The sequence below is a fragment of the Streptacidiphilus albus JL83 genome, from assembly GCF_000744705.1.
GTDB classification, from domain to species: domain Bacteria; phylum Actinomycetota; class Actinomycetes; order Streptomycetales; family Streptomycetaceae; genus Streptacidiphilus; species Streptacidiphilus albus.
Genome location: NZ_JQML01000001.1, coordinates 1753262 through 1777613, shown reverse-complemented (window position 1 = coordinate 1777613; position 24352 = coordinate 1753262). Strand labels below are relative to the sequence as shown.

At 71.4% G+C, this 24352-nt stretch carries 23 protein-coding genes and 1 pseudogene; 18 read left to right on the top strand and 6 right to left on the bottom strand.

The window, feature by feature from the left end; all coding sequences use genetic code 11:
- Positions 1–6: 6 nt before the first annotated feature.
- Positions 7–168 (top strand): annotated as a pseudogene (locus tag BS75_RS52160) (protein phosphatase); the annotation flags it as partial.
- On the opposite strand, the gene BS75_RS07620 reads toward BS75_RS52160, so the two are convergent.
- Positions 153–668 (bottom strand): helix-turn-helix domain-containing protein, encoded by a 516-nt coding sequence (locus tag BS75_RS07620; protein ID WP_034087656.1) that lies wholly within the window; start codon positions 666–668, stop codon positions 153–155. The pseudogene BS75_RS52160 and the gene BS75_RS07620 sit on opposite strands and share 16 nt — an antisense overlap.
- Positions 669–749: 81 nt before the next feature.
- On the opposite strand from BS75_RS07620, the gene pip reads away from it, so the two are divergent.
- Entirely contained in the window at positions 750–1712 is a 963-nt protein-coding gene (pip, locus tag BS75_RS07615; protein WP_034087655.1) for a prolyl aminopeptidase, read from the top strand.
- Positions 1713–1971: 259 nt separating this feature from the next.
- Complete coding sequence (locus BS75_RS07610; RefSeq protein WP_081983233.1) at positions 1972–2643, top strand: GntR family transcriptional regulator; 672 nt, start codon at positions 1972–1974, stop codon at positions 2641–2643.
- A 205-nt stretch (positions 2644–2848) separates the two neighbouring features.
- Here the strand turns inward: BS75_RS07610 and bldD are convergent, their stop codons facing one another.
- Positions 2849–3352, bottom strand: a complete 504-nt coding sequence (gene bldD, locus BS75_RS07605) for a transcriptional regulator BldD (RefSeq protein WP_034087654.1) — start codon at positions 3350–3352, stop codon at positions 2849–2851.
- 294 nt (positions 3353–3646) lie between these two features.
- Between bldD and pyrR the strand changes: the two genes are divergently transcribed.
- The 15 genes from pyrR (at position 3647) to metK (ending at position 19946) form a co-directional block, all read left to right on the top strand.
- On the top strand, positions 3647–4315 hold the full coding sequence (gene pyrR, locus BS75_RS07600) for a bifunctional pyr operon transcriptional regulator/uracil phosphoribosyltransferase PyrR (RefSeq protein WP_269330731.1): 669 nt from the start codon (positions 3647–3649) through the stop codon (positions 4313–4315).
- A complete protein-coding gene (locus BS75_RS07595) occupies positions 4312–5292 on the top strand; it encodes an aspartate carbamoyltransferase catalytic subunit (protein ID WP_034087653.1) in 981 nt (326 codons plus the stop codon). Before pyrR ends, BS75_RS07595 begins: the two co-directional genes overlap by 4 nt.
- Positions 5289–6575 carry a dihydroorotase gene (locus BS75_RS07590; protein WP_034087652.1) on the top strand — a complete coding sequence of 429 codons (1287 nt, stop codon included), beginning with the start codon at positions 5289–5291 and terminating at the stop codon, positions 6573–6575. Before BS75_RS07595 ends, BS75_RS07590 begins: the two co-directional genes overlap by 4 nt.
- The gene (locus tag BS75_RS07585) at positions 6572–7198 is read left to right on the top strand and encodes a PH-like domain-containing protein (protein WP_034087651.1); all 627 of its coding nucleotides are present in this window, start codon (positions 6572–6574) and stop codon (positions 7196–7198) included. The genes BS75_RS07590 and BS75_RS07585 overlap by 4 nt, the downstream gene beginning before the upstream one ends.
- Positions 7198–8382 carry a glutamine-hydrolyzing carbamoyl-phosphate synthase small subunit gene (gene carA, locus BS75_RS07580; protein WP_034087650.1) on the top strand — a complete coding sequence of 395 codons (1185 nt, stop codon included), beginning with the start codon at positions 7198–7200 and terminating at the stop codon, positions 8380–8382. Before BS75_RS07585 ends, carA begins: the two co-directional genes overlap by 1 nt.
- The gene (gene carB, locus BS75_RS07575; protein WP_034087649.1) at positions 8375–11680 is read left to right on the top strand and encodes a carbamoyl-phosphate synthase large subunit; all 3306 of its coding nucleotides are present in this window, start codon (positions 8375–8377) and stop codon (positions 11678–11680) included. The genes carA and carB overlap by 8 nt, the downstream gene beginning before the upstream one ends.
- A 101-nt stretch (positions 11681–11781) precedes the next feature.
- Positions 11782–12882 carry a quinone-dependent dihydroorotate dehydrogenase gene (locus tag BS75_RS07570; protein WP_034087648.1) on the top strand — a complete coding sequence of 367 codons (1101 nt, stop codon included), beginning with the start codon at positions 11782–11784 and terminating at the stop codon, positions 12880–12882.
- Between the two features lie 4 nt (positions 12883–12886).
- Positions 12887–13738, top strand: coding sequence for a dihydroorotate dehydrogenase electron transfer subunit (locus tag BS75_RS07565; RefSeq protein ID WP_034087647.1), 852 nt, complete (start codon positions 12887–12889; stop codon positions 13736–13738).
- The gene (locus BS75_RS07560) at positions 13739–14707 is read left to right on the top strand and encodes a dihydroorotate dehydrogenase (protein WP_034087646.1); all 969 of its coding nucleotides are present in this window, start codon (positions 13739–13741) and stop codon (positions 14705–14707) included.
- A gap of 53 nt (positions 14708–14760) precedes the next feature.
- Positions 14761–15591: an orotidine-5'-phosphate decarboxylase gene (pyrF, locus tag BS75_RS07555; protein ID WP_034087645.1), complete on the top strand. Its 831-nt coding sequence runs from the start codon at positions 14761–14763 to the stop codon at positions 15589–15591.
- Positions 15592–15973: 382 nt separating this feature from the next.
- Positions 15974–16297, top strand: coding sequence for an integration host factor (locus tag BS75_RS07550; protein ID WP_030248828.1), 324 nt, complete (start codon positions 15974–15976; stop codon positions 16295–16297).
- 59 nt (positions 16298–16356) lie between these two features.
- Positions 16357–16914, top strand: a complete 558-nt coding sequence (gene gmk, locus BS75_RS07545) for a guanylate kinase (RefSeq protein WP_034087644.1) — start codon at positions 16357–16359, stop codon at positions 16912–16914.
- A 49-nt stretch (positions 16915–16963) separates the two neighbouring features.
- Positions 16964–17230 carry a DNA-directed RNA polymerase subunit omega gene (gene rpoZ / locus BS75_RS07540; RefSeq protein WP_030248832.1) on the top strand — a complete coding sequence of 89 codons (267 nt, stop codon included), beginning with the start codon at positions 16964–16966 and terminating at the stop codon, positions 17228–17230.
- A 112-nt stretch (positions 17231–17342) separates the two neighbouring features.
- Positions 17343–18542 carry a bifunctional phosphopantothenoylcysteine decarboxylase/phosphopantothenate--cysteine ligase CoaBC gene (gene coaBC, locus BS75_RS07535; protein ID WP_034087643.1) on the top strand — a complete coding sequence of 400 codons (1200 nt, stop codon included), beginning with the start codon at positions 17343–17345 and terminating at the stop codon, positions 18540–18542.
- 195 nt (positions 18543–18737) lie between these two features.
- Complete coding sequence (metK, locus tag BS75_RS07530; RefSeq protein ID WP_034087642.1) at positions 18738–19946, top strand: methionine adenosyltransferase; 1209 nt, start codon at positions 18738–18740, stop codon at positions 19944–19946.
- A gap of 99 nt (positions 19947–20045) precedes the next feature.
- On the opposite strand, the gene BS75_RS07525 is transcribed toward metK, so the two are convergent.
- The 4 genes from BS75_RS07525 to BS75_RS07510 all read right to left on the bottom strand — a co-directional run bounded on the left by BS75_RS07525 (position 20046) and on the right by BS75_RS07510 (position 24243).
- Positions 20046–20414 (bottom strand): YbjQ family protein, encoded by a 369-nt coding sequence (locus BS75_RS07525; protein WP_034087641.1) that lies wholly within the window; start codon positions 20412–20414, stop codon positions 20046–20048.
- 67 nt (positions 20415–20481) lie between these two features.
- Positions 20482–21336 (bottom strand): helix-turn-helix domain-containing protein, encoded by an 855-nt coding sequence (locus BS75_RS44025; protein ID WP_152646329.1) that lies wholly within the window; start codon positions 21334–21336, stop codon positions 20482–20484.
- Positions 21337–21526: 190 nt separating this feature from the next.
- Entirely contained in the window at positions 21527–21997 is a 471-nt protein-coding gene (locus BS75_RS07515) for a hypothetical protein (RefSeq protein ID WP_152646328.1), read from the bottom strand.
- Positions 21998–22245: 248 nt separating this feature from the next.
- On the bottom strand, positions 22246–24243 hold the full coding sequence (locus tag BS75_RS07510) for a S53 family peptidase (RefSeq protein WP_152646327.1): 1998 nt from the start codon (positions 24241–24243) through the stop codon (positions 22246–22248).
- Positions 24244–24352 lie beyond the last annotated feature (109 nt).

Sequence of the window (24352 nt, the reverse complement as noted above, 5' to 3'; positions counted from 1 at the left end):
CCCGCCCGTCACCGTACCGGCACGGCGCTGGCCTGCCTCGCGGTGCTGGACGGAGTGCCTGCCGGGGATGCCGTGGCCTACGTCCGCGAGCACTACCGGCGGCGCGCGGTGGAGACGCCGTGGCAGCGGCGGTATGTCCTCGGCTTCGGCGGTCAGGTCAGGGGATAGTCCGGATCGGCCGCCTCGGCGATGCGCTGTCGCATGGGTCTGCGCTCCAGGGCGTCCAGGGCCTCGGCGATCAGGCGGGTCAGTGGATAGGGGAGTTCGGCTTCGAGGGCGGCAGCGGCTGCCGTCGTCGCCTGCCATTCGGCGTCGAGGGTCGGCAGCAGGGCCTCGGCCCGTGGCGCCAGCCGCACGATCCGTTGCCGGGCGTCCGCGCCGGGGGTGAGCAGGACCAGCTCCTCCCTGGCCATCTGGGTGACGGTCTGGCTCGCCGCCGAGTGGGTCACGCCGATGGCCCGGGCGATGGCGCGGATCGGGCTGGGGCCGGCGTCGGCCAGCATCCGGACGATCGGGGTGAAGCGGGGGCGGAACCAGGGCAGGCCGAGATCGCGGTAGACCTCGGCCACGTCGCCGTCCAGGAGGTCCAGGAGATGGCGCAGTCGGGTGCCGAGGAGTTCGGGGCCGGGGGCGGCGCGTTCGGGGACTGCCGGGTCGGAAGCTCTCACCCGGACAATGTAACAGCGCTGATATAACAGTGCTTACATATCAGCGCGGTTCTCTCCGCGCCCTACCGGGAGGTTGCTGCCATGACCGAGCTCTACCCGCCGATCGAGCCGTACGCCTCCGGGATGCTGGATGTCGGCGACGGCAACCGGATCTACTGGGAGGTCTGCGGAAACCCGGAGGGCAAGCCGGCCGTGGTGCTCCACGGCGGCCCAGGTTCGGGCTGCCGACCGCACCAGCGCCGGTACTTCGACCCGGAGCGCTACCAGGTGGTCCTGTTCGACCAGCGCGGCTGCGGGCGCAGCACCCCGCGCGCCGAGGACCCGGCCACCGACCTGGGCAGTAACACCACCGCGCACCTGATCGCCGACATGGAGCAGCTGCGCTCCCACCTCGGCCTGGACCGGTGGCTGCTGTTCGGCGGTTCGTGGGGCAGCACGCTGGCCCTGGCCTACGCCGAGACGCACCCGGAGCGGGTGTCCGAGATCGTGATCCCCGGCGTCACCACCACCCGCCGAAGCGAGATCGACTGGCTGTACCGGGGGGTGGGCCGGTACTTCCCCGAGGAGTGGGAGCGGTTCCGGCGCGCGGTTCCGGCCGTCGTGGGGGAGAGCGGCGCCGAGTTGGCGGCGGGCTATGCCGAGCTGCTCGCCGACCCCGATCCGGAGGTGCGGGCCCGGGCCGCGCGCGAGTGGTCCTGGTGGGAGGACGCCACCGTCTCCCTGGAGCCGAACGGCAAGCCGGATGCGCACAGCGATCGTCCGCTGCCCGCGCTGATCGCCCGGGCCCGGCTCTGCGCGCACTACTTCGCCCACGGGGCGTGGCTGGAGGAGGGGGTGCTGCTCCGCGAGGCCGGGCGGCTCGCCGGGATCCCCGGCGTACTGATCCACGGTCGGCTCGACCTCGGCGGACCGATCGACACCGCCTGGGCGCTCTCGCGGGCCTGGCCGGACGCGAGTCTGGTGGTGGTCGACGACTCCGGGCACACCGGCAGCCCGACGATGAGCGCCCGTCAGCGTGCCGCGCTGGATACCTTCGCCCGGTGACCTGGCCTGGCCTGAACGGGCCTGGCCTGGCCTGGCCTGAACGGGCCTGGACGGGCGGTCCGGTCCGGCCCGTCCTGACCGGCCTCGCCATAGGGCTCGCTTCAGCTTCCCTTGGGGCCTGGTTGAAGGTGGAGGCATCCGGACTCGGCAGTAAGGTGCGGCATATGCCACCCCCGGTATACTGACAGTGCGTCATCTACGAGGTCGGACCCCCACGCGTCGGCCCGGCGCGTTCGAGGAGGACGAGATCGCACCCGAAATCTCCGACGGGCCCGACCGGCCCGTCGTCCATCCGCGCCGGAGCCTGCGCGAGCAGGTGACCCAGGCGCTGCGGTCCGCGATGGTCACCGGGGAACTGAGCCCGGGGGTGGTCTACTCGGCGCCGGCGCTCGCGGCCGAGTTCGGGGTGTCCGCCACGCCGGTCCGCGAGGCGATGCTGGACCTGGTGCGGGAGGGGCTGGTCGAGACTGTCCGTAACAAGGGGTTCCGGATCATCGGCGTCACCGACCACGATCTGCAGGATTTCAACGAGATCCGGGCACTGATCGAGATCCCCGCCACGGTCCAGGTCGCCCGCTGCGCCAAGCGCGAGCAGTTGGAGCCGCTGCGGCCGGTGGCACGGGAGATCGTCGAGGCGGCGAAGGCCGGGGACCTGGCCGGCTACACCGAGGCCGACCGGCGATTCCACCTGGGACTGCTGGAGTTGACCGGCAATCGGCACCTCGTCGGCGTCGTCCGTGAACTGCGCAAGCGGGCACGGCTGTTCGGTCTGACGTCGCTGGTGGCCAGCGGTCGGCTACTGGCCTCGGCCAAGGAGCACGAGCAGCTGCTGAACCTGATGCTGACTCAGGATGTGGACGGGGTAAGGAAGCTGATGGGCAATCACTTCGGTCATCTGCGCTCCTCCTGGGCCGTTCCGCCGGAGGGATGACCGGAGGGATGACCGCGCGGCGACGGGCGGCGACGGGCGGCGGTACAGCAGAGAGGGGTGCCCCCGGCGGGGCACCCCTCTCGGTGTGCTGGAACTCGGTGCGCTGGAACGCCTTGGGTCGACCCCCCCGGGGCTCGGCCCTGTCATCGGCCCGAATACACCGTGCCGTGACGTTTCTGCACGTATGTGCGCGAAAACGGTCGGATCAGACCGAGTCGTCCTCGCGCACCGCGCGGCGGGCGTCGGCGTCGAGGACGCCCCAGGTGATCAGCTGGTCGATCAGCAGCGAGGCCGGCTGGTCGTAGATGACGGCGAGAGTGCGCAGGTCGTCCTGGCGGATCGACAGCACCTTCCCGTTGTAGTCCCCCCGCTGGCTCTGGATGGTCGCCGCGTAGCGCTGCAGCGGACCGGCCTTCTCCGACGGCACCTGGGAGAGCCGCTCCAGGTCGAGCACCAGGCGCGGCGGCGGCTCGGCCGCACCGCCCGGGGTGCCGCCGGGCAGCAGCTCCTGCACCGGGACGCCGTAGAAGTCGGCGAGCTCGGCCAGACGCTGGACGGTGACGGCGCGGTCGCCGCGCTCGTACGAGCCGACCACGACAGCCTTCCAGCGGCCCTGGGACTTCTCCTCGACGCCGTGCAGGGAAAGACCCTGCTGGGTGCGGATCGCACGCAGCTTGCCACCAAGCTGCTTCGCGTAGTCGCTGGACAAATGGTCTCCCCGGACGTGAATCGTATGACGCGGTGAACAGCCGGCGACGGCTGAGTCCGAGCGACACCCCGGTGAGGGGTGCAGTGGGCTCCGTCGCCCGGCCGTAACTCACTGTGAGGTTACGCAGAGTGATATGAGTTCGTCAAGCCGAATGGGGCAGTCGTGCGAACGCTGATGCCAAGATCGCCCTGGTAGGGTTGACGACGGCCTCCGCCACGATCGGGGCGGCCGTCCACAGACATCCTTTAAGGCCCGTCCAGTGAGGCGGGGAAGGAGGTCGGCTTCGGCATGACCATGAACAGCATGAGCAACAACAGCAGCAACACGAACAGCAGCAGTACGCGCCGAGTGCTCGACGAGGGTGACATCTCCCGCTCGTTGACCCGGATCGCCCACGAGATCGTCGAACGCGCCAAGGGCGCCGAGGACGTCGTCCTGCTCGGCATTCCCACCCGGGGCATCCTGCTGGCCCGCCGGCTGCACGCCAGGCTCGCCCAGATCACCGGGCGCGACATCCCGATCGGAACCCTGGACATCACCATGTACCGGGACGACCTGCGGCTGAAGCCGGCCCGCGCGCTGGAGCACACCGAGATCCCGGCCGCCGGTCTTGACGGCAAGCTCGTCGTCCTCGTCGACGACGTGCTCTTCTCCGGCCGCACCATCCGCGCCGCGCTGGACGCCCTCGGCGACCTGGGCCGCCCGCGCGCGGTGCAGCTCGCCGTGCTGGTCGACCGGGGCCACCGCGAGCTGCCGATCCGGGCCGACTACGTCGGCAAGAACCTGCCCACCTCGCTGCGCGAGGCGGTCAAGGTGAAGCTGGTGGAGACGGACGGCCTCGACGCGGTCCTGCTCGGCGCCCGTGAGGAGCAGCCCTCCCACGGCGAGCAGCCTCCGCCCGGCGGACAGCAGGACCAGCAGCACAGCGACAGCAGCGACAAGAACGCCGGGAGCACCCAGTGAAGCGACACCTCGTCTCGACCGCCGACCTCACCCGGGACGACGCGCTGCTGATCCTCGACACCACCGAGGAGATGGCGCAGATCTCCACCCGCGCGGTGAAGAAGCTGCCGACCCTGCGCGGCCGCACCGTGGTCAACCTGTTCTTCGAGGACTCCACCCGCACCCGCACCTCCTTCGAGGTCGCCGAGAAGCGGCTGTCCGCCGACGTCATCAACTTCTCCGCGAAGGGCTCCTCGGTCTCCAAGGGCGAGTCGCTCAAGGACACCGCGCTGACCCTCCAGGCCATGGGCGCGGACGCGGTCGTGATCCGGCACAGCGCCTCCGGCGCGCCCAAGCGGCTGGCCGACTCGGACTGGCTGCACGGCAGCGTGGTCAACGCCGGCGACGGCACCCACGAGCACCCCACCCAGGCCCTGCTGGACGCCTTCACCATGCGCCGCCACCTCAACCCGGGACGCGGCAAGGACCTGGCCGGCCGCCGGATCACCATCGTCGGCGACGTGCTGCACAGCCGGGTCGCCCGCTCCAACGTGCACCTGCTGCACACCCTGGGCGCGCAGGTCACCCTGGTGGCCCCGCCGACGCTGATGCCCTTCGGCGTCGACAGCTGGCCCTGCGAGACCTCGTACGACCTGGACGCGGCGCTGCCCAAGAGCGACGCGGTGATGATGCTCCGGGTCCAGCGCGAGCGGATGAACGCCGCCTTCTTCCCGACCCAGCGCGAGTACTCGCGCCGCTACGGCCTGGACCTCGGCCGCGCCGCCGTCCTGCCCGACCACGCCATCGTGATGCACCCGGGCCCGATGGTCCGGGGCATGGAGATCGCCTCCGAGATCGCCGACTCCGCCCGCTCCACCATCGTCGAGCAGGTCGCCAACGGCGTCAGCGTCCGGATGGCCGTGCTGTACCTGCTGCTCGGGGGGTCCGAGCCCGCCATCACCACCGCCGCCAGCCCCACCGAGGAGCACACCAAGTGACCAGCTACCTGATCCGCAACGCCCGCATCCTCGGCGGTGAGCCGCAGGACCTGCGCCTCAAGGACGGCGTCATCGCCGAGATCGGCACCGGACTGGCCGCCGACGGCGAGACCGTGGTCGAGGCCGAGGGCCTGATCGCCCTGCCCGGCCTGGTCGACCTGCACACCCACCTCCGCGAGCCCGGCCGGGAGGACGCCGAGACCGTCCTCACCGGAACCCGCGCCGCCGCCAAGGGCGGCTTCACCGCCGTCCACGCCATGGCCAACACCTTCCCGGTCGCCGACACGGCCGGCGTGGTCGAGCAGGTCTGGCGGCTCGGCCGGGAGTCCGGCTACTGCGACGTCCAGCCGGTCGGCGCGGTCACCGTCGGCCTGGAGGGCAAGCAGCTCGCCGAGCTCGGCGCGATGGCCGACTCCGCCGCCGCCGTCCGGGTCTTCTCCGACGACGGCAAGTGCGTCGACGACGCCGTGATCATGCGCCGGGCGCTGGAGTACGTGAAGGCCTTCGGCGGCGTCGTCGCCCAGCACGCCCAGGAGCCCAGGCTCACCGAGGGCGCGCAGATGAACGAGGGCACGGTCTCCGGCGAGCTCGGCCTGGCCGGCTGGCCGGCCGTCGCCGAGGAGTCGATCATCGCGCGGGACGTCCTGCTCGCCGCCCACGTCGGCTCGCGGCTGCACGTCTGCCACGTCTCCACGGCCGGCTCGGTCGAGATCATCCGCTGGGCCAAGTCCAAGGGCTGGGACGTCACCGCCGAGGTCACCCCGCACCACCTGCTGCTCACCGACGAGCTGGTCCGCTCCTACGACCCGGTCTACAAGGTCAACCCGCCGCTGCGCACCGAGGCCGACGTGCTGGCGCTGCGCGAGGCGCTGGCGGACGGCACCATCGACGCCGTCGCCACCGACCACGCGCCGCACCCGTCCGAGGACAAGGACTGCGAGTGGGCCGCCGCCGCCATGGGCATGGTCGGCCTGGAGACCGCGCTGCCGGTGGTCCAGCAGACGATGGTCGACACCGGCCTGATGAGCTGGGCCGAGGTCGCCGAGCGGATGTCCTTCCGCCCGGCCGTCATCGGCCGTCTCGCCGGACAGGGCCGCCCCGTCTCGGTGGACGAGCCGGCCAACCTGGTGCTGGTCGACCCCGCGTACCGTGGAGCGGTGAACCCCGACGCCTTCGCCACCCGCAGCCGCAACACCCCGTACCGAGGCCGTGAGCTTCCCGGCCGCGTGGTCGCCACCTTCCTGCGCGGCCGGGCCACCGTCCTGGACGGTGAGCTCGTATGACCGCGCCGACAGGATGGAACCTGCTGGCGGAGGCGCCGCACTCGGCGCCGGTCACCCATGTGAGCGACACCGTCGGCTGGACCATCGGGCTGCTGATCATCGTCGGCATCGTCTACTGGCTGATGCGCCAGGGCTGGCAGTGGCGGAAGACCCAGCAGTCCGGGCTGGCCCCGCTGCCGGTCGCGCCGACCCGCACCAGCGAGCCGATCCTGGAGCTCGAGGGCAAGTACGTCGGCACCACCACCGCCGGGAACTGGCTGGACCGGATCGTCGCCCACCACCTGGGCATGCGCAGCCTGGTCGAGCTGACCCTCAGCGCGGAGGGCCTGACCGTGGTCCGGCCGGCGTCGACCGACTTCTTCGTCCCGGTGGCCGCCCTCCGCGGCGCCCGCACCGACCGGGCCATGGCCGGGAAGGTCATGCCCGAGGGCGGACTGCTGGTGGTCACCTGGGCGCACGACGGCCAGGAACTGGACACCGGCTTCCGGGCCGACCACCCGGACGAGCACGAGAGCTGGGTCACCGCGATAGAGCTCCTGATGCGGGCCCACACCAAGGTGACCAGCGACAGCACGAGCAGCACGAGCAGCACCGAACGTACGGAAAGCAAGGAAGGCGCATGATGACCGCACCGGCAACCACCCCCACGGCCACGCGCCGCGCGCGAGTCCCGGCGGTCTACGTCCTGGAGGACGGGCGGATCTTCCGCGGCCAGGCGTACGGCGCCATCGGTGAGACCTTCGGCGAGGCCGTCTTCAACACCGGCATGACCGGCTACCAGGAGACCCTGACCGACCCCTCGTACCACCGGCAGGTGGTGGCGATGACCGCCCCGCAGATCGGTAACACCGGCGTCAACGACGAGGACCCGGAGTCCTCCCGGATCTGGGTCGCCGGCTACGTCGTCCGCGACCCCTCCCGGGTCGCCTCCAACTGGCGCTCGCAGCGCTCGCTGGACGAGGAGCTGACGGCGCAGGGCGTCGTCGGCATCAGCGGCATCGACACCCGTGCCCTCACCCGCCACCTCCGCGAGCGCGGCGCGATGCGCTGCGGCATCTTCTCCGGCTCGGCGCTCGCGGACGACGCGACGCTGCTGGAGCGGGTGCGGCAGGCCCCCGAGATGGCCGGCGCGGACCTCTGCGGCGAGGTCGCCACGGACGAGGTCTACGTCGTCCCGGCCATAGGGCCCGGCGGCGAAGCCCTGCCCATCGGCACAGCGCGGTTCACCGTGGCCGCCCTGGACCTGGGCATCAAGGGGATGACCCCGCACCGGATGGCCGAGCGCGGCATCGAGGTGCACGTCCTGCCCGCCAACGCCACCGCCGAGGACGTCTTCGCGGTCGACCCCGACGGTGTCTTCTTCTCCAACGGCCCGGGCGACCCCTCCACCGCCGACGGCCAGGTGGCCGTGCTGCGCGAGGTGCTGGAGCGGAAGACCCCGTTCTTCGGGATCTGCTTCGGCAACCAGCTGCTCGGCCGGGCGCTCGGCTTCGGCACCTACAAGCTGAAGTACGGCCACCGCGGCATCAACCAGCCGGTGCAGGACCGCAGCACCGGCAAGGTCGAGGTCACCGCGCACAACCACGGCTTCGCCGTGGACGCGCCGCTCGACCGGGTCTCCGACACGCCCTACGGCCGGGTCGAGGTCTCGCACGTCTGCCTGAACGACGACGTGGTCGAGGGCCTGCAGTGCCTCGACCAGCCCGCGTTCAGCGTCCAGTACCACCCGGAGGCGGCGGCCGGTCCGCACGACGCCGCCTACCTGTTCGACCGCTTCGTAACCCTGATGGAGGGCCAGCGTGCCTAAGCGCACCGATATCCAGTCCGTCCTGGTGATCGGTTCCGGCCCGATCGTCATCGGCCAGGCGGCCGAGTTCGACTACTCCGGGACCCAGGCCTGCCGGGTGCTCAAGGCCGAGGGCCTGCGGGTGATCCTGGTCAACTCCAACCCGGCCACGATCATGACCGACCCGGAGATCGCCGACGCCACCTACGTCGAGCCGATCACCCCGGAGTTCGTCGAGAAGATCATCGCCAAGGAGCGCCCCGACGTCCTGCTCCCGACCCTGGGCGGCCAGACCGCGCTCAACACCGCGATCTCGCTGCACGCGGACGGGACGCTGGAGAAGTACGACGTCGAGCTGATCGGCGCCAACGTCGAGGCGATCAACAAGGGCGAGGACCGCCAGCTCTTCAAGGGCGTGGTCGAGGCCGTCAAGGCGAAGATCGGCTACGGCGAGTCCGCCCGCTCGGTCATCTGCCACTCGATGGAGGACGTCCTCGCCGGCGTCGAGACCCTCGGCGGCTACCCGGTCGTGGTCCGGCCCTCCTTCACCATGGGCGGCGCCGGCTCCGGCTTCGCCCACGACGAGGAGGACCTGCGCCGGATCGCCGGCCAGGGCCTGACCCTCTCGCCGACCACCGAGGTGCTCCTGGAGGAGTCCATCCTCGGCTGGAAGGAGTACGAGCTGGAGCTGATGCGCGACCGCAACGACAATGTCGTGGTCGTCTGCTCCATCGAGAACTTCGACCCGATGGGCGTCCACACCGGCGACTCGATCACCGTCGCGCCGTCGATGACGCTGACCGACCGCGAGTACCAGCGGCTGCGCGACATCGGCATCGCGATCATCCGCGAGGTCGGCGTCGACACCGGCGGCTGCAACATCCAGTTCGCGATCAACCCGGTCGACGGCCGGATCATCGTGATCGAGATGAACCCGCGCGTCTCCCGCTCCTCCGCGCTGGCGTCGAAGGCCACCGGCTTCCCGATCGCCAAGATCGCGGCCAAGCTCGCCGTCGGCTACACCCTCGACGAGATCCCCAACGACATCACCGAGAAGACCCCGGCCTCCTTCGAGCCCTCGCTCGACTACGTCGTGGTCAAGGTGCCCCGCTTCGCCTTCGAGAAGTTCCCGAGCGCGGACGCCACCCTCACCACCACCATGAAGTCGGTCGGCGAGGCCATGGCCCTGGGCCGCAACTTCCCCGAGGCGCTGAACAAGGCGCTGCGCTCGCTGGAGAAGAAGGGCTCGCAGTTCGACTTCGTCAGCCCGGTCGGCGACAAGGCCGAGCTGCTGGCCAAGGCCGCGATCCCGACCGACGGCCGGATCAACACGGTCATGGACGCGATCCGGGCCGGCGCCACCGCCGAGGAGGTCTTCGAGTCCACGAAGATCGACCCCTGGTTCGTCGACCAGCTCTTCCTGATCCACGAGATCGCCGAGGAGCTCGCCGAGGCCGACAAGCTCGACCCGGAGCTGCTGCGCCACGCCAAGCGGCACGGCTTCTCCGACCTGCAGATCGGTGAGATCCGGGGCCTGAGCTCGGACGTCGTCCGCGAGGTCCGGCACGCCCTGGGCATCCGCCCGGTCTTCAAGACCGTCGACACCTGCGCCGCCGAGTTCGCTGCCAAGACCCCGTACTTCTACTCGTCCTACGACGAGGAGTCCGAGGTCGCGCCGCGCACCAAGCCGGCCGTGCTGATCCTCGGCTCCGGACCGAACCGCATCGGCCAGGGCATCGAGTTCGACTACTCCTGCGTCCACGCCTCCTTCGCGCTCAGCGACGCCGGCTACGAGACCGTGATGGTCAACTGCAACCCGGAGACCGTCTCCACCGACTACGACACCTCCGACCGGCTCTACTTCGAGCCGCTCACGCTGGAGGACGTGCTGGAGATCGTCCACGCCGAGACCCTGGCCGGTCCGGTCGCGGGCGTCATCGTCCAGCTCGGCGGACAGACCCCGCTCGGCCTGGCACAGGCGCTCAAGGACAACGGCGTGCCGATCGTCGGCACCCAGCCCGAGGCCATCGACCTGGCCGAGGAGCGCGGCGCCTTCGGCCGGGTCCTGCGCGAGGCCGGACTGCCGGCCCCCAAGCACGGCACCGCCTTCTCCTTCGACGAGGCCAAGGCCATCGCCGACGAGATCGGCTACCCGGTCCTGGCCCGCCCGTCCTACGTCCTCGGCGGACGCGGCATGGAGATCGTCTACGACGAGCCCTCCCTGGCCGACTACCTCAAGCGCCACGCCGGCCTGATCTCCGAGCACCCGGTGCTGATCGACCGCTTCCTCGACGACGCCATCGAGATCGACGTCGACGCGCTCTTCGACGGCACCGAGCTCTACCTCGGCGGCGTGATGGAGCACATCGAGGAGGCCGGCATCCACTCCGGCGACTCCGCCTGCGCGCTGCCCCCGATCACCCTCGGCGGCTACGACATCAAGCGGCTCCGCGCCTCCACCGAGGCCATCGCCCGCGGCGTCGGCGTGCTCGGCCTGATCAACATCCAGTTCGCCATGGCCGGGGACATCCTCTACGTCCTGGAGGCCAACCCCCGCGCCTCCCGCACCGTGCCGTTCACCTCCAAGGCCACGGCGGTGCCGCTGGCCAAGGCGGCGGCCCGGATCTCGCTCGGCGCGACCATCGCCGAGCTGCGGGCCGAGGGCATGCTCCCGGCCGAGGGCGACGGCGGCACGCTGCCGATCGGCTCGCCGATCGCGGTCAAGGAGGCCGTGATGCCGTGGAGCCGCTTCCGCGACATCCACGGACGCGGCGTCGACACCGTGCTCGGCCCGGAGATGCGCTCCACCGGCGAGGTCATGGGCTTCGACACCAACTTCGGCACCGCCTACGCCAAGTCCCAGGCCGGCGCGTACGGCGCGCTGCCGACCAGCGGCCGGGTCTTCGTCTCGGTCGCCAACCGCGACAAGCGCAACCTGGTCTTCCCAGCCCGCGCGCTGGTCGAGCTCGGCTTCGAGGTGCTGGCCACCTCAGGCACGGCGGAGGTGCTGCGCCGCAACGGGATCGGCGCGACGGTGGTGCGCAAGCACAGCGAGGGCGAGGGCCCGGACGGCGAGCGGACCATCGTCCAGCTGATCCACGACGGTGAGGTCGACCTCATCATCAACACCCCCTACGGCACCGGCAGCCGGCTCGACGGCTACGAGATCCGGACCGCGGCGGTCGCCCGCTCGGTGCCCTGCCTGACCACGGTCCAGGCGATGGGCGCGGCGGTGCAGGGCATCGACGCGCTGATCCGCGGCGAGGTCGGGGTGCGGAGCCTGCAGGAGCACGCGGCTCTGCTGAACGCCTCTCGCTGAGGGAAGTACCGCAGGGGCGCGGGGAAGTGTGCGGCTTCGATGATGGTTGGTCGCGCCGTTCCCCGCGCCCCTGGCAAAGTGCAACTGGAAGGCGCGTTGTCTTGTACCGCTTGCTGTTCAATCTCGTCTTCCGGCGGATGGATCCGGAGAAGGCGCACCACCTGGCCTTCTTCTGGATCCGGCTGGCCTCCTCGGTGCCCGGGCTGCGGACGCTGGCCGCGGCCGTGCTCGCGCCGAAGGACCCCGCGCTGCGGGTCAAGGCCCTGGGTCTCGACCTGCCGGGCCCGTTCGGCCTCGCGGCCGGCTTCGACAAGAACGCCGTCGGCATCGACGGGCTGGCCATGCTCGGCTTCGACTACGTCGAGATCGGCACCGTCACCGCCCAGCCCCAGCCCGGCAACCCGCAGCCGCGGCTGTTCCGGCTGATCGACGACCGGGCGCTGATCAACCGGATGGGCTTCAACAACGAGGGCTCGGCCGCCGTCGCCGCCCGCCTCGCGGTCCGGCCCGCGCGCTCGAAGACCGTCGTCGGCGTCAACATCGGCAAGACCAAGGTCGTCCCCGAGGCCGAGGCCGTCGCCGACTACATCGCCAGCACCGAGCGGCTGGCCCGCCACGCCGACTACTTCGTGGTCAACGTCAGCTCGCCGAACACCCCGGGACTGCGCAACCTCCAGGCCGTCGACCAGCTCCGGCCGCTGCTCAGCGCCGTCCGCGCCACGCTGGACGCCGAGGTCCCGCAGCGCCGGATCCCGCTGCTGGTCAAGATCGCCCCCGACCTGGCCGACGCCGACATCGACGAGGTCGCCGACCTGGCGCTGGAGCTCGGGCTCGACGGGATCATCGCCACCAACACCACCATCGGCCGCGAGGGGCTGCGCACCGACGCCGCCAAGGTCGAGGCGGCCGGCGCCGGCGGGCTCTCCGGCGCGCCGCTCAGGAGCCGCGCCGTCGAGGTGCTGGCCCGGCTCCACGCGCGCACCGGCGACCGGCTCACGCTGGTGTCGGTCGGCGGCATCGAGACCGCCGAGGACGTCTGGGAGCGGATCCTGGCCGGGGCCACCCTGGTCCAGGGCTACAGCGCCTTCATCTACGAGGGCCCCTTCTGGTGCCGCCGACTGCACCGCGGCCTCTCGGCGCGGCTGCGGTCCAGCGGCCATGGCACCCTGGGCGAAGCAATCGGCGCGTCCACGAGAGGGTGATCGCATGGCGCATCCCGTCCAGGTCCAGGCGGAGATCCTGGAACTGACGCCGGTCGGTGCCCACCACCGGCTGGTGCTGCGGGCTCCGGGCGTCGCCGACCGGTTCCGACCGGGGCACTTCGCGGCCCTGGCGGTCGGCGGACCGGAGAGCGCCGTGCTGCTGCGCCGATCCTTCTCGATCCACCGGGCCGACCCGGCGGCCGACACCGTCTCGCTGGTCGTCGGCGGCGACGCGCCGGGCGCGCGGGAGCTGCTGGCCTGCCGGGTCGGCGACAGCGTCGACCTGGTGGCCCCGCTCGGCACGGCCTTCCCGCTGCCGGTGGGGCCGCTGACCGCGCTGCTGGTGGCCGGCGGGGCCCGCAGCGCGCCGCTGTTCGCGCTGGCCGAGCTGATCAAGGAGCAGGGCGGCTCGGTCGGCTTCATCCTCGGCGCCGCCGGCGCCGACCGGCTGTTCGGGGTCGACCAGGCCCAGCAGCTCACCCCGGACGTGCTGGTGACCACCGACGACGGCTCCACCGGGATAAAGGGCCAGGTCACCCTGCCGCTGGCGGAGGCGCTGAAGGCCATCTCGGCCGAGGCCGTCTACGCCTGCGGCCCGGTGCCGATGCTGCGGGCGGTGTCCGGGATCGCGACCGACGAGGGGGTGCGCAGCTTCTGCTCGGTCGAGCAGGACCTGGCCTGCGGCGTCGGTCTGTGCCTGGGCTGCGTGCTGCCGGTGGTGGGGGAGGACGGCGTCAGCCGGTTCGTACGATCCTGTGTCGAGGGGCCGTGCTTCGACGGCTCCCGGGTGCGCTGGTCCGACATCGGGACGGTACCGCCCGACCTGTACGGCGCGGAAGCGATGGGAGCGCGGTAGATGGACCTGCAGGCCCCTCCAGCACCGGACGCGGTCGACCTCACCGCCCCCTTCGGCAGCGGCACGCTGCCGAACCCGGTCACCACGGCGGCCGGCTGCGCCGGCTACGGGCGCGAGATCGCCAAGTTCCAGCCGCTGGCGGAGCTGGGCTCGATCACCACCCGGACGATCATGGCGCGGCCCAGGGCGGGACGGCCGACGCCGAGGACGGCCGGGACGCCCAGCGGCATGCTGAACGCCGTCGGGCTGCCGGGCTCGGGAATCGAGCAGTTCGTCGAGCAGGAGCTGCCCTGGCTGGCCGAGCGCGGCGCCCGGGTGCTGGTCTCGATCGGCGGGGAGCAGGTCGAGGAGTTCGCCGAGACCGTGCAGCAGCTCAACGGCCGGGCCGGGGTCGTCGGCATCGAGGCCAACATCGCCTGCGCCAACGCCGCCAACCGGGGCCTGCCCTTCGGCTGCAACCCGGCCACCTCCTACGACGTGATCGCGGCGGTGCGCGAGGTGGCGGACCCGGCGCTGCCGGTCTACGCCAAGCTGACCCCGGACGTCACCTCGATCACCGAGATCGCGGCGGCCTGCGTCAAGGCCGGTGCGGACGGACTCTCCATGATCAACACTCTGCTGGGCATGGCCATCGACACCACGACCATGCGCCCGGCGCTGGCCGGGACGGTCGGCGGCCTCTCCGGGCCGGCCATCCGCCCGGTCGCGGTCCGCTGCGTCTACCAGGTCCATGCGGCGATGCGCTCCGGGGCCGTGCCCGAGGTGCCGATCCTGGGCATGGGCGGGATCCGGACCGGCCTGGACGCGCTGGAGTTCGTGCTGGCCGGTGCCTCCGGCGTGGCCGTCGGCACCACGGTCTTCAACGACCCCTCGGCCCCGCTCCGGGTGCTGGACGAGCTGCGCGCCGCCCTGGCCGAGCGCGGCTTCACCCGCTTCACCGACGCCGTCGGCCTGGCCCACCACCCCTGACCGCCGGATTCCACCGACCTGCCGCACGTACCGCACCACTGAGGAGACCTGTGATGACCGCCCCCTTCGGCACCCGGCTGCGCGAGGCCATGGACACCCGCGGCCCGCTCTGTGTGGGCATCGACCCGCACGCCGCCCTGCTGGAGGCCTGGGGCCTCGGCGACGACGTGGCCGGACTGGAGCGGTTCAGCCGCACCGTGGTCGAGGCGCTGGCCGGGGAGGTCGCCGTGCTCAAGCCGCAGGCCGCCTTCTTCGAGCGCTTCGGCAGCCGGGGCATCGCGGTGCTGGAGCGCTCGGTCGCGGACGCCCGCGCGGCCGGCGCGCTGGTGCTGATGGACGCCAAGCGCGGCGACATCGGCAGCACCATGGCCGCCTACGCCGACGCCTTCCTCGCCCCGACCAGCCCGCTGTTCTCGGACGCCGTCACCGTCTCGCCCTACCTGGGCTTCGGCTCGCTGCGCCCGGCCTTCGACGCGGCGCGGGCCAGCGGCTCCGGCGTGTTCGCGCTGGCACTGACCTCCAACCCGGAGGGCCACGAGGTCCAGCACGCGGTGGGCGAGGACGGGCTGACCGTGGCCCAGTCGGTGCTGCGGCAGCTGGCCGCCGAGAACGCCGACGCCCATCCGCTCGGCTCCTTCGGCGCGGTCGTCGGCGCGACGCTCAAGGACATCGACGCCGACCTCGACATCAACGGCGCGCTGCTGGCCCCCGGCGTGGGCGCCCAGGGGGCGACCGCGGCCGACATTCCGGTGGTCTTCGGCGCGGTCGCCGGCAACGTCCTGCCGAGCGTTTCCCGGGACGTGCTGAAGCACGGCCCGTCGGTCGCGGCGCTGCGCGAGGCGGCCGCACGGTTCGTGGACGAGGTGCGTGCGGCAATCGGTTGAAAATTCGACTTAAAGAGGCGCTTCCGCCACTCGTTGGTGTGATGGTTTCGTGAATTGCTTGTGAGGGCCTGACCAGCGGATACGGTCCGAAGATGTTCCCTGCGCAAGCAGGGATGGTCCACGGATGATGGACCGGCCGGGTATCGGCGAGTGCTGCTCCCCGCCTTCACGGGGGGTATGTCCGGAAAAGTCCTGGTCGGCCGAGGCTGACCAGGACTTTTCTGCTGTTTTTCCTGACGGGGACCGGCGGGAGGGGTAGTGTCCGGCGTTAGGTCCTTCGGGGGGTTGGTTCCTCGTTGCTCATGCAGGTCAGAGCCGCTAGGTTTCCCGTCGGTCCCGTACTGTCCTGTCCCATTCGTTCGAAATCACTGAGGTGAACGGCGTGGCACTTCCGCCCCTTACCCCTGAGCAGCGCACCGCTGCGCTCGCCAAGGCAGCTGAGGCTCGCCGGGAGCGCGCCGAGATCAAGAACCGGCTCAAGCACAGCGGCGCCTCCCTGCACGAGGTCATCAAGGCCGGCCAGGAGAACGACGTCATCGGCAAGATGAAGGTCTCGGCTCTGCTGGAGTCGCTTCCGGGTGTCGGCAAGGTCCGGGCCAAGCAGATCATGGAGAGGCTCGGAATCTCGGAGAGCCGCCGGGTGCGCGGCCTCGGTACGAACCAGATCGCCTCCCTGGAGCGGGAGTTCGGCGGGGCTCCGGCCTAGTCGTACCCCTTCCGGGCCCGATGGTTCGGAAACCCCCGCGGTTCCTGGATAATCGGTACATGAGTGAACGTCCGCGGCTGACCGTGCTCTCCGGCCCCTCCGGTGTCGGCAAGAGCACGGTCGTCTCACATATGCGCCAGCAGCACCCCGAGGTCTGGCTGTCCGTCTCCGCCACCACCCGCAAGCCGCGTCCGGGGGAGAAGGACGGGGTCCACTACCACTTCGTCGACGACGACCAGTTCGCCAAGATGGTCGCCAACGGCGAACTGCTGGAGTGGGCGGTGTTCGCCGGCAACCACTACGGCACCCCCCGCCGGGCCGTCCTCGACCGGCTGGCCGCCGGCGTGCCGGTGCTGCTGGAGATCGACCTCCAGGGCGCGCGCCAGGTGCGCGAATCGATGCCCGAGGCGCAGTCGGTCTTCCTCGCGCCCCCCTCCTGGGACGAGCTGGTGCGCCGCCTCACCGGTCGCGGCACCGAGCCCCAGGACGTCATCGACGAGCGGCTGCGCGCGGCCCGGGTCGAGCTGGCGGCCGAGAGCGAGTTCGACACGACTCTGGTCAACACCTCGGTCGAGGGTGTAGCGAGCGAGCTGCTAGCCTTGCTCAACGTGGTCTGATTTCTTTCGGCCCGCTCTTCTCTCCAGTCATCTTCCGGAAGGTTTCCGCGTGTCCTCTTCGATGACAGCGCCCGAAGGCATCATCAACCCGCCGATCGATGAGCTGCTCGAGGCCACCGACTCCAAGTACAGCCTGGTGATCTACGCCGCCAAGCGCGCGCGCCAGATCAACGCCTACTACTCGCAGCTCGGCGAGGGCCTGCTGGAGTACGTGGGCCCGCTGGTCGACACCCACGTGCACGAGAAGCCGCTCTCGATCGCGCTCCGCGAGATCAACGCCGGTATGCTCACCGCCGAGGCGATCGACGCGCAGTAGGTCTCGACATCCTGCCTGGTGAACGCCGCGGTCCGGAGCTGGTACAGCTCATCCGGGCCGCGGCTTTCGCCTGTCCGGCGCGTCGGCCCGGGTCAGCGAAAGCGGTGGGGCAATGAACGTCGTGCTGGGCGTCAGCGGCGGGATCGCCGCCTACAAGGCGTGTGAACTGCTGCGCCTCTTCACCGAGTCCGGGCACCGGGTCCGAGTGGTGCCGACCGCCGCGTCGCTGCACTTCGTCGGTGCGGCGACCTGGTCCGCGCTGTCGGGGCAGCCGGTCTCCACCGAGGTCTGGGAGAGCGTCCACGAGGTCCCGCACGTCCGGATCGGCCAGCAGGCGGACCTGCTGGTGATCGCGCCCGCCACGGCCGACCTGCTGGCCAAGGCCGCCCACGGACGCGCCGACGACCTGCTCACCAACACCCTGCTGACGGCGCACTGCCCGGTGGTCTTCGCCCCGGCGATGCACACCGAGATGTGGGAGCACCCGGCCACCCAGGAGAACGTCGCCACGCTGCGCCGCCGGGGCGCGATCGTGATCGAGCCGGCGGTGGGCCGGCTGACCGGCGCCGACACCGGCAAGGGGCGCTTCCCCGACCCCGAGGCGATCTTCGAGCTCTGTCGCCGGGTGCTGGCGCGCGGCGCGGACGCCGGTGTCGCGGACCTGGCCGGCCGCCATGTGGTGGTCTCCGCCGGGGGGACGCGCGAGCCGCTGGACCCGGTGCGGTTCCTGGGCAACATCTCCTCCGGGCGGCAGGGCTTCGCCATCGCGGGGGTCGCCGCCGCGCGCGGCGCCCGGGTGACGCTGGTCGCCGCCAACGCCGAGCTGCCGGTGCCCGCGGGGGTGGACCTGGTCCGGGTCGGCACCGCGCTGGAGCTGCGCGAGGCGGTGCTGGCGGCGGCGGCCGACGCCGACGCGGTGGTGATGGCGGCGGCGGTCGCGGACTTCCGCCCGGCGGATTACATCTCCGTGAAGATCAAGAAGGTGGAGGGGGTGGAGCCCGCCCCGCTGGCGCTGGTCCGCAATCCGGACATCCTGGCGGAGATCTCGGCGCACCGGGCGGTGCCCGGGCAGGTGGTGGTGGGTTTCGCGGCCGAGACGGACGACGCGTTGCGGCACGGCCGGGAGAAGTTCATCCGAAAGGGGTGCGACCTGCTGGTGGTGAACGAGGTCGGCGCCGACCGGGCCTTCGGCAGTGCCAACAACGAGGCGGTGATCCTCTCCGCCGAGGGCGGGGAGACCGCGGTGCCGTACGGCCCCAAGGCGCAGCTGGCCGATCAGCTCTGGGATCTGGTCGCCGCCCGGCTGGCCTGAGCGGTCGGTCCGTCCGGAGCAGCGACTTTGTCCGCCTGCTGACTCATTTGCTGAGACCGGTGGACGTTTCCGCCCCCGGGTTGGCTAGACTCCCATCCGTAACCGCCTACCCAAGTCTTTCCGGACAGCACACCCCGGGGCCTCGGCCGCCGGGGCGACTGTTCAGTCAGCAGCCGCTGCAACCCAGGGAGCGCTGTGTCTCGCCGCCTCTTCACCTCGGAGTCCGTGACCGAAGGTCACCCCGACAAGATCGCTGACCAGATCAGCGACACCATTCTCGACGCCCTGCTCAAGGACGACCCCACCTCGCGGGTCGCCGTGGAGACCCTGATCACCACGGGTCAGGTCCACATCGCGGGCGAGGTCACCACCAAGGCCTACGCGCCGATCGCCGCCCTCGTCCGGGAGCGGATCCTGGAGATCGGCTACGACTCCTCGAAGAAGGGCTTCGACGGCGCCTCCTGCGGCGTGTCGGTGTCCATCGGATCGCAGTCCCCCGACATCGCCCAGGGTGTCGACACCGCGTACGAGACGCGGGTCGAGGGCGACGAGGACGAGCTCGACAAGCAGGGCGCCGGCGACCAGGGCCTGATGTTCGGCTACGCGTGCGACGACACGCCCGAGCTGATGCCGCTGCCGATCACCCTCGCCCACCGGCTGGCCAAGCGGCTGTCCGAGGTGCGCAAGAACGGGACCATCCCCTACCTGCGCCCCGACGGCAAGACCCAGGTCACCATCGAGTACGACGGCGACAAGCCGGTCCGGCTCGACACGGTCGTGGTCTCCTCGCAGCACGCCAGCGACATCGACCTGGAGTCGCTGCTCGCCCCGGACATCCGCGAGTTCGTGGTGGAGGTGGAGCTCAAGGCGCTGGCCGACGAGGGCATCGAGCTGGCCACCGACGGCTACCGGCTGCTGGTCAACCCGACCGGCCGCTTCGAGATCGGCGGCCCCATGGGCGACGCCGGCCTGACCGGCCGCAAGATCATCATCGACACCTACGGCGGCATGGCCCGTCACGGCGGCGGCGCCTTCTCGGGCAAGGACCCGTCCAAGGTCGACCGCTCCGCGGCGTACGCGATGCGCTGGGTCGCCAAGAACATCGTCGCGGCGGGCCTGGCCCGGCGGGCCGAGGTCCAGGTCGCCTACGCCATCGGCAAGGCCGAGCCGGTCGGTCTGTTCGTGGAGACCTTCGGCACCGAGACGGTGGCCGTGGAGAAGATCCAGGACGCCGTCACCCAGGTCTTCGACCTGCGCCCGGCCGCGATCATCCGCGACCTGGACCTGCTCCGGCCGATCTACGCCCAGACCGCCGCTTACGGCCACTTCGGCCGTGAGCTGCCGGACTTCACCTGGGAGCGCACCGACCGCGCCGCCGAGCTGAAGCGCGTCCTCGGCGTCTGACGCAGTCGACCGGTACGTATCCGGCGCACGCGCCGGTGGGGCCGCCCCCGGACTTCGGTCCGGGGGCGGCCCCGTTCTCGGTTCGGCCCGGCTCCGCGTTCAGCCGAGCGGGCTGATGACGGCCGCGGTGCCGTAGGCGCAGATCTCCGTCCCGTTCCCGCCCGCCTCGGTGACGTCGAAGCGCATCGTCAGGACGGCGTTGCCGCCGCGGGCGCGGGCCTGCTCGATGAGCCGGTCCATGGCCTGGTTGCGGCTCTCGACCAGGGTCTTGGTCAGCCCGCGCAGCTCGCCGCCGGCCAGCGACTTGAAGCTGGCGCCGAGCTGGCTGCCGATGTTCCGGGAGCGGACGGTGAGGCCGAAGACCTCGCCGATGATCTTGTCGACCCGGTAGCCGGGGACGTCGTTGGTGGTGACCACCAGGACGTCGGGGGTGTGCTGTCCGCCGCCGTACTCGTCAATGTTCGTCATGGCAGCGATTCTCGCCGAGACCGGGCCCGGAGGGCAGACGGCGCGGCGGCGGATGCCACGGCCGGTGCTACGGCGGCGCGCAGGCGGGAAGGCCCCGGCCGCCGCGGGAGGCCGGGGTGAGGTAGACCTCGGAGATGAACCCGTCGGTACCGTTCGGCATCTCGGCCTGGTACCAGAGCGCGGAGGTCACCGCGCCGGGGTTGTGGGTGATCCCGGCGGTGGCGGCGTCCTCGTTGGTCATCACGGCGCCCTGCTCCTGGCAGAGGACCTGGAGGACCGCGCCGCTCCACATCCTCGTGTCGGCGACCTCGCAGCCCTCCCGTGAGCAGAACGGCACCGGCCTGGTCGAGAGGTAGACCGGAGTGCTGTCCTCGAACAGGCCCGACGCGCCGACCGCCACCTTGTTCTGGACGACGACCGTGACGGGTCCGGCCGGAAGCGGCGACGGCGAGGCGCCGCGACCCGGCTCCCTGCCGCCGTTGTCCGGGCTGTCCAGGAAGGCGACGAGCAGACCGGCGGCGGCGACCACGGCGAGGGCCGCGACCAGCGGGCGGCGCCACCGGGGTGGCCGCGGCGGCACGGGCGGCGGACCGGGCTGCTGCCGTGACTCGACGGCCAGGTCTGGCGGCGCGGGCGTTCGGCCGGGCTCCTTCGCGGCGGTGGCGGTGCGCACCGCCTCCCAGCGCCCGTACCAGTGGCGCGGGTCCTGGCCGCAGGCGGTCAGGAACGCCTCGACGGTCTCCCAGGTCGCCAGGTGATCGCCGCCCGCTGCCTCGGCCAGGGCGGTTCTCGACCGACCGGACGCCCGTGCCATCTGGAGGAACTTCGGATTGCCCGCCTTCTCGCGCACCAGCCGGAGCTCGGCGGCGAAGGCCTGCACCGGGCCTGCCAGCGGATCCAGAGGGCGCTGTGGACGCGGCATTGCTCTCCCCCGTGAGCCGGAACCGTCGCTTGTCGCACCGGGGCCGCCCGCCCGGGAGGGCACGCACGGACCGCATGACTCGACTATGGCGTTTCCACGGCACCGGAGGAAGAGGGGGGAGCAGTCCGTGCACCACCACCGGCCCCAGGGGGCACCCGTCCCCCCGGGGCCCCGCGGTCACGGCGCCGACTCAGTAGCAGCCGATGTAGTTCCAGTTGACGTAGGCACCGTTGAGGTCGTTGTACATCTGTACGCCGCCGCAGGCGGTCTGGTCCCGCATGTCGCCCAACTGGTAGGTCCAGTAGGTTCCCTGGGGGTCCCCGCTGGTGTTGGTCTCGTACAGATCGGTGCCGGTCCGGTTCTGCAGCCAGACCGACGGCTCCGGGTCGTAGGTGCCGACGGCGTGCACGGTCACCCACTCGGTCTGGCAACCCGAGGAGTAGACCAGGTAGGCGGTGCCCATGTAGGCGCCGTCGGACGGGTCGTACATGCTGATGTTGTCGTGCTCGGAGACCGACTGGGTGTCGCACGCGGGGGTGCCCACCGAGGGGTCACCGGCACTGGCGGCCATGGCGGTTCCGGGGAGGACCACGGCCAGCGCGGTCGGCAGGGCGGCGAGCAGCAGCAGACGGCGGGTCATCCGGCTCGTCCTGATTCGCATGTGGACTCCTGGGGCTGGGACTCGGCGGCGGGAGGAGGCCTCGACCGGTCTTCCCGCCAGCACCGCCGTTCGTCGGCGGTACTCGTCCTGTTGTAGGCGGCAGCCGGTTGTCCGTCCCCGGCGACGGCCTATGACCCGCGGCGACGGTCAACCCCCGGGCGGGGTGGGCCGCGCGGGCACAACGACGTGGTGCCCGGCGGAATTCCGCCGGGCACCACGGGCCTACTGCTCAGATCTACTTGTCAGATCTACTTGAAGGAGAGCAGGTACTTCTCGTCGGGCGAGCCGACGCCGGTCGCGTTGTTGAAGCCCTTGGTCGCGGCCAGGCCGTAGTCCCGGCCGAAGGCCACCAGCCGGACCCGCAGGGAGCCGCCGACGACGCCCAGGTCGGCGACGGAGTTCAGCGGCTGCTGTCCCTTGCCCAGAGTGTTGTTGACGACGGCGTGGAAGTCGGCGCCGCCGGCCCGCTCGTAGATGGACGGGTTGGCGAAGCCGATCGAACGGCCGCCGCGGGCCTGGATCGCGTCGGCCTGGATGCCGGAGAACTCCGGCGCCGCGACACTGGTGCCGCCGTAGCCGCCCTCGCTGTACGGGTTGCCGTCGGACATGCCGACCAGCACCGAGGTGTACAGGTCACCGTTCATGGCGACGTCGGGGGTGACCCGCTGCGCGGTCTTGCTGACCGCGCCGGTCATCAGGGTGTGCGCCAGGGTGCTCGGCACCACCGGGCCCTGGTACCACGGCTGGGCGAAGTCCTGGCTGGTGCCGCCACCGCCGCCGAAGTAGAAGGTGCCCGGGAAGGGGCTCCAGCTCTTGCCGTCGGCGCTGAGCACGGAGCGGTCGGTACCCATGTCGGTCTCGAAGCCGTAGGTGCCGGACGCGTCCTTGATGCCGATGGCGGTGCCGCCGACGTCCGTCACCCAGTTGTCGGAGGACGGGAAGCCGGCCTGCGCCTCGGTGGTGGTCTTGTCGCAGTTGGAGCCGGTGGCCGCGGCGCCCGGGGAGTTGTCGCCGCAGTCGCCGGCGGCGAAGTCGAAGCCGATGCCCTCGGCGGCGCCCTGCTCGAAGATCTGCTCGTAGGCGGCGATCGTGGTGGGGCTCTCGTCGCCCGCCGTGGTGTGCATCAGCCCGGACCACGAGCTGGAGACGACGTCGGCCAGGTGCTTGTCCACGATCGTGCTGAGCGCGGCCATCAGGTCCTGGTCGGAGCAGGAGTTGGCGCCGACGTAGACGACATTGGCGTCCGGGGCCAGCCCGTGCACCATCTCGACGTCCAGTGCCTCCTCGCCCGCCCAGCCGGCCGGGCCGCCGCCGCAGCCGTCGTTGGCGCCGGTCTGCGTCCACAGCTTCGGGGTGACCACCTCGCTGTACTGGCCCTTGCGGAACGCCTTGTCACCGTGGTTCACGGCGAAGTGGTTCGCGTCGGCGAGCATGGTCGAGGAGCCGTAGGCGTCCACGATGGCGACCGTCGCGCCCTTGCCGGTCAGGCCGGAGGCGGTGACGCCGTAGGCCTTGCGCAGCTGGGCCGGCGTGAGGGAGCACTGGTCGAAGGTGTTCTTCGCGGTGTAGCCCTTCGGCGCTCCGCTGACCGTCTTCTGGCCCCAGTAGGAGGAGCAGGTGGCGACCGTGGGCAGGCCCGCCTTGGGCTTGGGCTTGGGCTTCGGCTTGCCCTTGGCGTCGGTGCCGAAGCTCAGCGGGCCGTCGACCGGCTGGCTCTGGGCGCGCATGGTGGGCGCGTCGTCGCTGAGCCCGGTCACGCCGAGGACGGCGGAGGCGACGGCGGCGGGGAGCACCACATTGCTGGCCGGCGCCTTGAGCAGCTTGCCCTGGACGGCGTACTCGTGCAGGTGGGTGCCGAAGGCGCGGTCGACGTCGGCGGCGGAGCCGTGCACATCGAGGTAGTGGGCGTTGGTGCCGGTGATGGTCAGGCCCGCACTGGTCGCCCAGGCGCGGACGGCCGCGATCTGGTCCGCGGTCGCCCCGAAGCGCTGCTGGCTCTGGGCGGGGGTGAGGAACTGGTCGTACTCGGCGCTGCCCGGAGAGGAGACGGCCCGGGCGTACGCGGCCAGCCCGGCCGGGTTGCGGCCGGCCAGGTAGACGCGGGCGGTGAGCTGGTCCTTCGCGGGCGTCACGCCCTTGTCGGCGGAGGGCTTGGCCCAGTCCGGGTGGGTACCGGCGAGGGTCTTCACCGCAGGACCGGGGGTCGACGCCTGCGAGGGCGAGGCCAGTGCCACGGTCCCGGCCACCAGGGCCAAGGAGACGGAGGCGACAGCCGCTATTCGGCGACGGCGACCGCTGGAGGGAAGGATGCCGGAAATGACGACTCCAGGAGTGAGTGCTCAGAGGGGACGGGAT

Coding starts and splice junctions, on each gene's coding strand:
- pip (WP_034087655.1), top strand. CDS start 750: ATGACCGAGCTCTACCCGCCGATCGAGCCGTACGCCTCCGGGATGCTG.
- pyrR (WP_269330731.1), top strand. CDS start 3,647: ATGAACAGCATGAGCAACAACAGCAGCAACACGAACAGCAGCAGTACG.
- BS75_RS07585 (WP_034087651.1), top strand. CDS start 6,572: ATGACCGCGCCGACAGGATGGAACCTGCTGGCGGAGGCGCCGCACTCG.
- carA (WP_034087650.1), top strand. CDS start 7,198: ATGACCGCACCGGCAACCACCCCCACGGCCACGCGCCGCGCGCGAGTC.
- BS75_RS07565 (WP_034087647.1), top strand. CDS start 12,887: ATGGCGCATCCCGTCCAGGTCCAGGCGGAGATCCTGGAACTGACGCCG.
- BS75_RS07560 (WP_034087646.1), top strand. CDS start 13,739: ATGGACCTGCAGGCCCCTCCAGCACCGGACGCGGTCGACCTCACCGCC.
- pyrF (WP_034087645.1), top strand. CDS start 14,761: ATGACCGCCCCCTTCGGCACCCGGCTGCGCGAGGCCATGGACACCCGC.
- gmk (WP_034087644.1), top strand. CDS start 16,357: ATGAGTGAACGTCCGCGGCTGACCGTGCTCTCCGGCCCCTCCGGTGTC.
- coaBC (WP_034087643.1), top strand. CDS start 17,343: ATGAACGTCGTGCTGGGCGTCAGCGGCGGGATCGCCGCCTACAAGGCG.
- BS75_RS07525 (WP_034087641.1), bottom strand. CDS start 20,414: ATGACGAACATTGACGAGTACGGCGGCGGACAGCACACCCCCGACGTC.
- BS75_RS44025 (WP_152646329.1), bottom strand. CDS start 21,336: ATGCCGCGTCCACAGCGCCCTCTGGATCCGCTGGCAGGCCCGGTGCAG.
- BS75_RS07515 (WP_152646328.1), bottom strand. CDS start 21,997: ATGCGAATCAGGACGAGCCGGATGACCCGCCGTCTGCTGCTGCTCGCC.